Source organism: Burkholderia sp. LMG 13014, from assembly GCF_905232215.1.
In the GTDB taxonomy this organism is placed as follows: Bacteria; Pseudomonadota; Gammaproteobacteria; order Burkholderiales; family Burkholderiaceae; genus Burkholderia.
Map to the genome: position 1 here is coordinate 1 of NZ_CAJNKE010001046.1, position 1,108 is coordinate 1,108.

Annotated in this window: 1 protein-coding gene and 1 pseudogene; both read left to right on the forward strand. The window is 63.4% G+C overall.

The features are described 5' to 3' along the window. Nucleotides 1-200: DUF3995 domain-containing protein (locus tag JYJ84_RS37260; protein ID WP_205190355.1), on the forward strand; the 200-nt coding region annotated here is incomplete at its 5' end. 766 nt (nucleotides 201-966) lie between these two features. Then, nucleotides 967-1,108 (forward strand): annotated as a pseudogene (locus JYJ84_RS38190) (gluconate 2-dehydrogenase subunit 3 family protein); the annotation flags it as partial.

The following is a 1,108-nucleotide window of genomic DNA, read 5'->3' on the forward strand; positions in this document are numbered from 1 at the left end:
ACCCGTATCACGGCTCGATCACGTTCGCGGTCGTTGCGCTCGCATTGATCTTCGCGGTGCGGGCCGTCGGCGATTTCCGTTACGTCGGCTTCTTCAAGCGGATTCGCGGGTCGCGTTTCGCGCGGATGGACACGTTGTATTACTCGCCGCTTTGCGCGGCACTGTCGCTGTCCATCGCGTCGATGTTCTGGCCGTGGTGAGCGCGCGTCCCGGCGCGCTGGCGTACCCCTCTCCATAAGGAATCCCGCCGGCACGGCGTCGGTCAGCCCTGCGCCGTTTTCGGCGACGAAGCGCGGGTGGCCTTGCCGATGCATGCGCGGTGCCTCGACCTCGAAACGGGCGCGTCGTTGCGCGTGCCGACGGCCAGCGCCGTCCGGAGGTCCGCCGACCGATGCCCGTGATGACGGGCACCGGCAGTTCTTTCTTCCAGGTACGCATGAGGCGCGGCGGCTGCCAGGCCGACATGCAAACCGGCCCCCTCGGCTACCCCGTGTGGCTGGAAAGAGACAGCCTTCGGCAGCGCTCGACACACAACAATCCTCTGCCTGATACCCGCATCGACCGGTAATCGCGCGATCCTTGCGTGTTCCAGCTTCCGGATTTTTCAATTGTTGCGATTTTCAATGCATTGAATTGCATTGGCGCGTCTTTTATTGGAACCGGTTCCATATATAATCCGCGGCACTTGTCGCCGGATCCGAAAGAGGGTCGTGCACGTCGCGCTTGCTGTCGGCAAACGTGACGTCTAAGTTGAATGAGGGTCATGAGCGATGAGGGGCAAATACGGGCAGATGCCGGTATTTGTCAGACGATAAGGCCCGTGAGAGGTCGATCCGTGCGGCGCAGCCTGAACCGGCGCGCTGCGCGGTTGCATGAAGGCGCTGCTGCGCGTTGCACGAGCGGTGCCTGCATCGAGGTTGTTCGCAACAGACGAAACAACAGGACGGCCAGCCGCGTGCGGCATGGCTGCCATCCCGGACGTACCGCATGCGGAGTGCGCGCGTCCGGGCCCCGATCCCCAACGATCAACATCCGACCATGTCCACGTCACCTGACAAACCCAACTCGCGCCGCCGTTTCCTGCGCACGTCGGTCGCGCTCGTGCCGA